5 protein-coding genes are annotated in these 6,203 nt (G+C 42.3%); 2 read left to right on the plus strand and 3 right to left on the minus strand.

Going from position 1 to position 6,203, the window contains the following annotated elements; all coding sequences use genetic code 11:
* Nucleotides 1-122 precede the first annotated feature (122 nt).
* The 3 genes from D5018_RS20335 to priA form a co-directional block, all read right to left on the minus strand.
* On the minus strand, nucleotides 123-620 hold the full coding sequence (locus D5018_RS20335) for a hypothetical protein (RefSeq protein WP_121840812.1): 498 nt from the start codon (nucleotides 618-620) through the stop codon (nucleotides 123-125).
* Nucleotides 621-935: 315 nt separating this feature from the next.
* Nucleotides 936-1,202, minus strand: a complete 267-nt coding sequence (locus D5018_RS20340; protein WP_121840813.1) for a hypothetical protein — start codon at nucleotides 1,200-1,202, stop codon at nucleotides 936-938.
* Between the two features lie 153 nt (nucleotides 1,203-1,355).
* Nucleotides 1,356-3,554, minus strand: coding sequence for a primosomal protein N' (priA, locus tag D5018_RS20345; RefSeq protein WP_121840814.1), 2,199 nt, complete (start codon nucleotides 3,552-3,554; stop codon nucleotides 1,356-1,358).
* 245 nt (nucleotides 3,555-3,799) lie between these two features.
* Here priA and rpmE point away from each other — a divergent pair, with 245 nt between their 5' ends.
* Both rpmE and D5018_RS20355 read left to right on the plus strand, forming a co-directional pair.
* On the plus strand, nucleotides 3,800-4,012 hold the full coding sequence (gene rpmE / locus D5018_RS20350; RefSeq protein ID WP_121840815.1) for a 50S ribosomal protein L31: 213 nt from the start codon (nucleotides 3,800-3,802) through the stop codon (nucleotides 4,010-4,012).
* Nucleotides 4,013-5,044: 1,032 nt separating this feature from the next.
* Complete coding sequence (locus D5018_RS20355; RefSeq protein WP_165905134.1) at nucleotides 5,045-5,914, plus strand: reverse transcriptase domain-containing protein; 870 nt, start codon at nucleotides 5,045-5,047, stop codon at nucleotides 5,912-5,914.
* Nucleotides 5,915-6,203: the final 289 nt, after the last annotated feature.

Here is a 6,203-nt window from a genome sequence, read left to right on the forward strand (position 1 = left end):
CTTAGATATTGAAACACCGTGGCAATGAGGACATTGAACATCAATAGAATGGCGCATGACATGCTCTAAAATAAATTAAACCAGCGTGCAACCATGATAGAACAATTCACAAAAGCAGCCCACTACCGAACAAGTGAATTTTGGTGGTTTTTTAATCTATAAATAAAGTATGTTGACGTAGGGTAGCTAGACGAACTGAGGGCAAAGCACTTTTTAAGCCCTGAATCGCTAGCAAGGTTAGGGTTCTCTAAATGCTTAATTTTATTTTTATAAAATCCATGATTATCTGCTTTTCGCATTAGCTGTATAGTATCAGTAAGTCCATGCTGTTTAATTAAAATTTCTGCGAGTAAAGCTCCACCAAAAACGTCTTGATAGCATGTTTTTGTTGATCTCAAGCCACAGCAAGAATTGACGAGGACTATTCTACAGAAAATAGGTCGCGTACTACTACAATGAAATCTAGACCAGTCCAGCTTACTGCAATGAAATTCAGCGTTGAAATCACCGATTTTGTTATGAACCGCATCATAGAGTTCGTCTAAAGTCGTCTCTCTTGAAAGCGAGATTTCAATACCTCGAGATATTTGAGCGTGAAAAGGTACTGGAGCTGTAGCCATTGTTTTTCTTAGCTAATTAACAATATTAATAATCTAACTCAACGGGCTGAATCTAAGCTGAATTTTCTGGTAATTCGGACATTGCAAGCTGTCATTTTTTTACAGTTTCCTGAGTAATTGGAAATGTGTACTTGTATTCCGTTACTACTTTGCTTAAGCATGGGGCATAAATCAGAGCAATCAAAGGGGCTCTACAGTAAGTTCACTTCTAGCTCCCGCCATGCAGCCCCGTTAAGCGGAAGGAAATACCAAAGGCATTTTCATATTTAACGATTTTCAACAGCTTTGGAGGGGAAGGGAAATTGTTGATTTTGATTACTTGAAAACCAATTGGATTTGACTCGAATCACCATTAAAAACCCCTATACCGTAAGCTATCAATTTTCTATTATCTTCCCATTTTGCGACATCAAATTGGTTAATAATAGATTCATCATAGATCCAAGAATGATCTTTAAATCTTGCAATATATCCAGAAAAATCGGCTCGACTAGCTTCGATAACTACTTCGTTTAAATCATCAGTTAATGGCTGAATGTTACACTGACCAGCAGTTGGCTTTAAAAGTTTATATATTGGCATGATATTGCTCCAAGTCTTTAACTGAAACTATTATGCCAGTGTTATTATTTTTTTGTAAAATCAACATGTTAATGGCAAATAATTAAATGCTAATTTTTAATTTTCTATTTATTTGTTGGTATTGTGTATTTAGACTTTACGGTATTTATATACCTACAATAGATCTTGTGGATCTCTATCGACACTCCAGCGGCAACGCTTGGCTTCAGGCATTTGTTCCACTTGATCTAAAGCGTGCTCAAACACTTGTTGAAGTAAAGGACGGTGTTTACTTTGAAACATCAAATGTCGTCTATGTTTTCCGGCTTTTCTATCCATTGGTGCAGGCATAGGGCCAATGACTTCACATTGTTTATCTTGTGGCAGCAATTGACTAAGTGCTGCTAAAAACGTATCGGCATCTTCAGGTTTATGAGACTCAGCACGAATTAACACCATGTGCCAGCTGGGTGGCAGTTGGGCCAGTTTACGTTCTTCTAATTGCGTTCTAGCAAATTCACCATAACCACGATGAAGTAAATCGCGTAGCAATGGATTATCAGCTTGGTGAGTTTGCAGTAATACAGTGCCGGGCTTCATAGCTCGTCCTGCTCGACCCGCCACTTGGGTATAGAGTTGCCCGAAGCGTTCTGGTGCTCGAAAATCGGCACTAAACAAAGCACCATCAACGTCCAGCAACCCTACCAAAGTCACATCGGGAAAGTGATGACCTTTAGCCAGCATTTGGGTGCCCACTAAGATTTTGTATTCACCTTTATGGATGGCATTTAAATGTTGTTCGAGTGAACCTTTACGGCGAGTGCTGTCTCTGTCTATTCTCACCACAGGAAAATTTGGGAACTCTTTTGTGAGTTCAGCTTCTAATTGCTCTGTGCCGACCCCATGCCCAAATAGCATGGTACTGCTGCATTGATGGCACTGTTTGGGAATCGCGTATTGCTGACCACAGTGATGGCAGCGAATTTCGTTCAAGCCTTGATGAACGGTAAAATAGGCATCACAACGGTCACATTCGTGTAAATGACCACATTCGTGGCAAAGCAGAGCAGGTGAGAATCCTCTACGATTCAAAAACAGTAATACTTGGTTTCCTGCATTGAGATGAATGCGAATTTCGTTAATAAGCGGAATTGATAGTCCAGCTTTTAGTGGCTGACTGCGAATATCGATGATGCCTTGTTTAACGTTTTGTGCTGCCCCTGCACGTTTAGTGAGAACATGATGTTGATAGCGTTCAGTTAGGGCATTTTGTAAGGTTTCTAATGACGGTGTGGCTGAGCCTAAAATTACCGGAATTTGCTCAAGGTGACCACGCATTACCGCTAGGTCTCTTGCGTGATAGCCAACGCCTTCTTGCTGTTTAAAACTGGAATCATGCTCCTCATCTAAAATGATAATTCCAGGAAAGGCCATAGGAGCAAATAAGGCGGAGCGAGTACCGATGATAATAGCTGCTTCACCAATGCGAGCCAGTTGCCAAGCTTCAAGTCGTTGTTTATCTGTGAGTCCCGAGTGGATAACAGCAATCTTTACTTTAAAACGATACTTAAAGCGGTTAATGGTTTGCGGAGTTAAGCCAATCTCGGGGACTAATACTAAGGCTTGTTTACCTTGCTTTAATACAGTTTCTAAAATAGAAAGGTAAACTTCGGTTTTACCTGAGCCAGTGACGCCCTCAATAAGCGCACAATGGTAACCTTGCTGTTGATTAATCGCAGATACGGCAATGGCTTGTTCTGGGTTCAGACGAAGTGGCGTTTCTCCCATTTCCAGTTGATCACGCCACGCTAAATTCACTTTATGTTCAAGTTCTAGTTTAAGGGCTAACCCCTTCTCAATTAGCGTATTTAAAGCGGGCTTACTTAATTCTAAGTCAGTAATTTCGAAAGGTGATAGGGTTTGAGTTTTCAGTAATCCTAAAATTTTCAGTTGTGCCGTTGCTCTCTTCAGCAGCGCTTCATCGGTTTCACGTCCAGTTTGAGTGATACGGTATTCGGTTCTTTTAGCGCTTTGGCTGTTTGCACCGTTGCGTAATGCCACGGGTAAGGCTTGAGAAAACATCTGTCCTTGACTGCAAAAGTAATAGTTAGCTGCCCAGTCACACAACTTGGTTAAGGCTTCGGGAAGTAAGGCTTGATGGTCTAATACTTCAATAACCGTTTTAATTTTATCGGCAGGCACATCACAGTGAGTATTGATATTCAGCACAATGCCAATCAACTTTTGTCGGCCAAATGGTACTTGGACTCGCCCACCAATACACACGAGACTGCGTTGAGCATCGGTTACGGCATAACTGAAACTTTGGCGCATGGGGACAGGTAAAGCGACTTCAACAAAAACAGATGACATTGAGTATTAAAAGAAAACCAATAGGAACATGATAATTAGTTTACTTAGTAGAGTAGATAACAGCTAGGTAAAATTCATTTAATACTGCATGCTTGTATGAATTATCGATTTCTTGTAGAATTTCGCGCCTTGGAATTTGCCTAATTGCAGGCTAGTCCAAACAAACGAATTTTTGAATATTAACGCATGTGGTGCTCAACTTCGGGTTGGGAGAGCGACATGGCCTTAACGCTAAAGGTAATCCAATGAAAGAAGGTATCCACCCACAATACGAAGAAATCACTGCAACTTGTACTTGTGGTAACACTATCAAGATCAAATCTACTGTAGGTAAAGATTTGCACTTGGACGTATGTGGTGCGTGTCACCCATTCTACACTGGTACTCAAAAAGTTGTTGACACTGGTGGTCGTATCGACAAGTTCAACAAGCGTTTCGGTATGCTTAGCAAGAAGTAGTGCGACGAGAGTCGCGTAGGTCACTAGCCTAGCATGCTACGATGTAAGGAGGTACTAACTTTAGCGCCTCCTTCTTTTCCATGCAAATATAGTATTTAACAAATCCGTTGGTCGGATTGCACTGTCCAGATCAGCGACACTTTATTCATTGAATAAGGTGCTACTTGATATGTGATATGTCTATGCAATCAGGTATTAACACTGGGTCTTTCAATAGCCCAATTCAACTCAAGTAAGTCTTATTGTGCTAGAGACAAACATAATTCATTCTTAACCGTTTGAATCAACTGTCTATATCTAGCCATATAGATCATCTCTTGTCGTGTCTAATACACGAACTTCAATTTGTTAAAAACACCAGTGACCTACCGTCACAAGCTGTTGTAATTATTGTCTCACGACTGATGTTTAGTTGTAGCGAGACCTGATATACGACTATCAGTAGCCTAGGGATAGTGCAGAATTGGTAACGATTTTGTGCGAAGCTTCCTGACAATGTACCTGCATACAAACCGTGAGGGGCGTATGACGTCCTCTAGCAATAAGAGGGCACAGGGCTAGGCTGGATAATAGGGTTAACATATGTGAACTACCAATAAACATCGTGAGCTAAAGTGAGCGAAACATTGCTGATACGCTTTGACCAAAAGGTTTATGGTCGGTTATTCCTTTTATTTCTGGGAATACGTCGTCATCAGACCATCGGTGAACAGGTAGAACCTACGTTATTCGTGTAATTACAACGGAACTCGGTAAGCCCATATATTCGCCTATTACAGGCAGGGGAGTCGCAAGACGAACTGTTGAGTGTGTGGGTATAGGAGGTTGGAAAAAGCAAATGCCAAATTGTAATGATTTGGATAGGGGTGTAATTCCCTAACTGGAAACAGTGCCCACTTCCAACTGGTCTTTAATTGTGTGAATGACCTGCAAAGTCAACCAACTACTCCTATGGAGGAAAGAGAGCCTTTTTCCTTCGCGGGGACAAACTCATCTTTCCTCTACCTCGGAGTCATTGAGGAGAAAAGCAAGATGAGTACTCAACACTTGTGTAGAGTATCTGCATTCTCCCACCCAATTAACAGCTGGCATACTATCAATTGGTATGTTGTTAATCAACAGGTGCGGAGACTGCAAGTACGGATCGCAAAGGCAACGAAGAAGTCAGATTGGCGTCAAGTTAATAAACTGCAACGCATGCTGGTTCGTTCATTTGCTGCAAAGGTAACTGCTATTAAACGGGTTACGGAAAACCGTGGGAAAAGTACCGCAGGGGTAGACGGAGAAATCTGGAATACACCTGTATTGAAATGGGAAGCGATAGACAAGTTGAAGCGTAAAGGCTACCAGCCTAAACCGCTAAGACGCGTTTATATTCCGAAAGCTAATGGTAAAAAACGACCGCTAGGGATACCGACGATGTTAGATAGGGCTATGCAAGCTTTGTACTTGCTGGCACTTGAACCCGTCTCGGAAACCACAGCAGACCGCAATAGCTATGGCTTTCGCCCAAATCGCTCTTGTGCTGATGCTATCGAACAATGTTTCGTGAATCTCAGCCGCAAAAACAGTGCTCAATGGGTGCTGGAGGGTGATATCAAAGGGTGCTTTGACTACATCAGTCACGATTGGCTTATGGACAATATCCCTATGGATAAAGTCGTACTGAAAAAGTGGCTAAAAGCCGGATTCATGGAATCTGGGAAGTTGAACTCAACGGATGCTGGTACACCACAAGGGGGGATTATCTCTCCTGTATTAGCAAACATGGCGTTAGATGGACTGGATGATGTGTTAGAAGCCCACTTTGGGAAGAAGAACACACCACCTAGTTACAAAAACAAGGTCAACTTTGTGCGCTATGCGGACGATTGTGTGCCACGAGCACAGGCTGCTGCGTAAGCAGCACCAATGCGCAACTGCACAGAAGATGAGGGTAGGTCCCTCGAAGTCGCCTTACAGGAGGAGGCTTCAAACCACCTTAAGCGGCGAAGGTAAAGAGCTTTGGTCGTGAGCGTTAAGGAAAAGGCAGAGCTTGACTCTGTCAGGTACGTGTTAAGGAGATGAACACCAGTGAACCTTTGATGACGTGTCGAAAGCGTAGGGGTGATGTCAAAACCGGGAGGGAGTCGTTAGCCCGGGATAAGTCTGGAAGATACCTGTTTACTGTCCAGATGGCATCCGGCATAAA

Origin of the sequence: Parashewanella curva (genome assembly GCF_003675895.1) — a bacterium.
Lineage (GTDB): Bacteria > Pseudomonadota > Gammaproteobacteria > Enterobacterales > Shewanellaceae > Parashewanella > Parashewanella curva.

What these genes read in the sequence shown, in the direction of transcription:
- priA (WP_121840814.1), bottom strand. Translation starts at nt 3,554, where the DNA reads ATGTCATCTGTTTTTGTTGAAGTCGCTTTACCTGTCCCCATGCGCCAA.
- D5018_RS20340 (WP_121840813.1), bottom strand. Translation starts at nt 1,202, where the DNA reads ATGCCAATATATAAACTTTTAAAGCCAACTGCTGGTCAGTGTAACATT.
- D5018_RS20355 (WP_165905134.1), top strand. Translation starts at nt 5,045, where the DNA reads ATGAGTACTCAACACTTGTGTAGAGTATCTGCATTCTCCCACCCAATT.
- D5018_RS20335 (WP_121840812.1), bottom strand. Translation starts at nt 620, where the DNA reads ATGGCTACAGCTCCAGTACCTTTTCACGCTCAAATATCTCGAGGTATT.
- rpmE (WP_121840815.1), top strand. Translation starts at nt 3,800, where the DNA reads ATGAAAGAAGGTATCCACCCACAATACGAAGAAATCACTGCAACTTGT.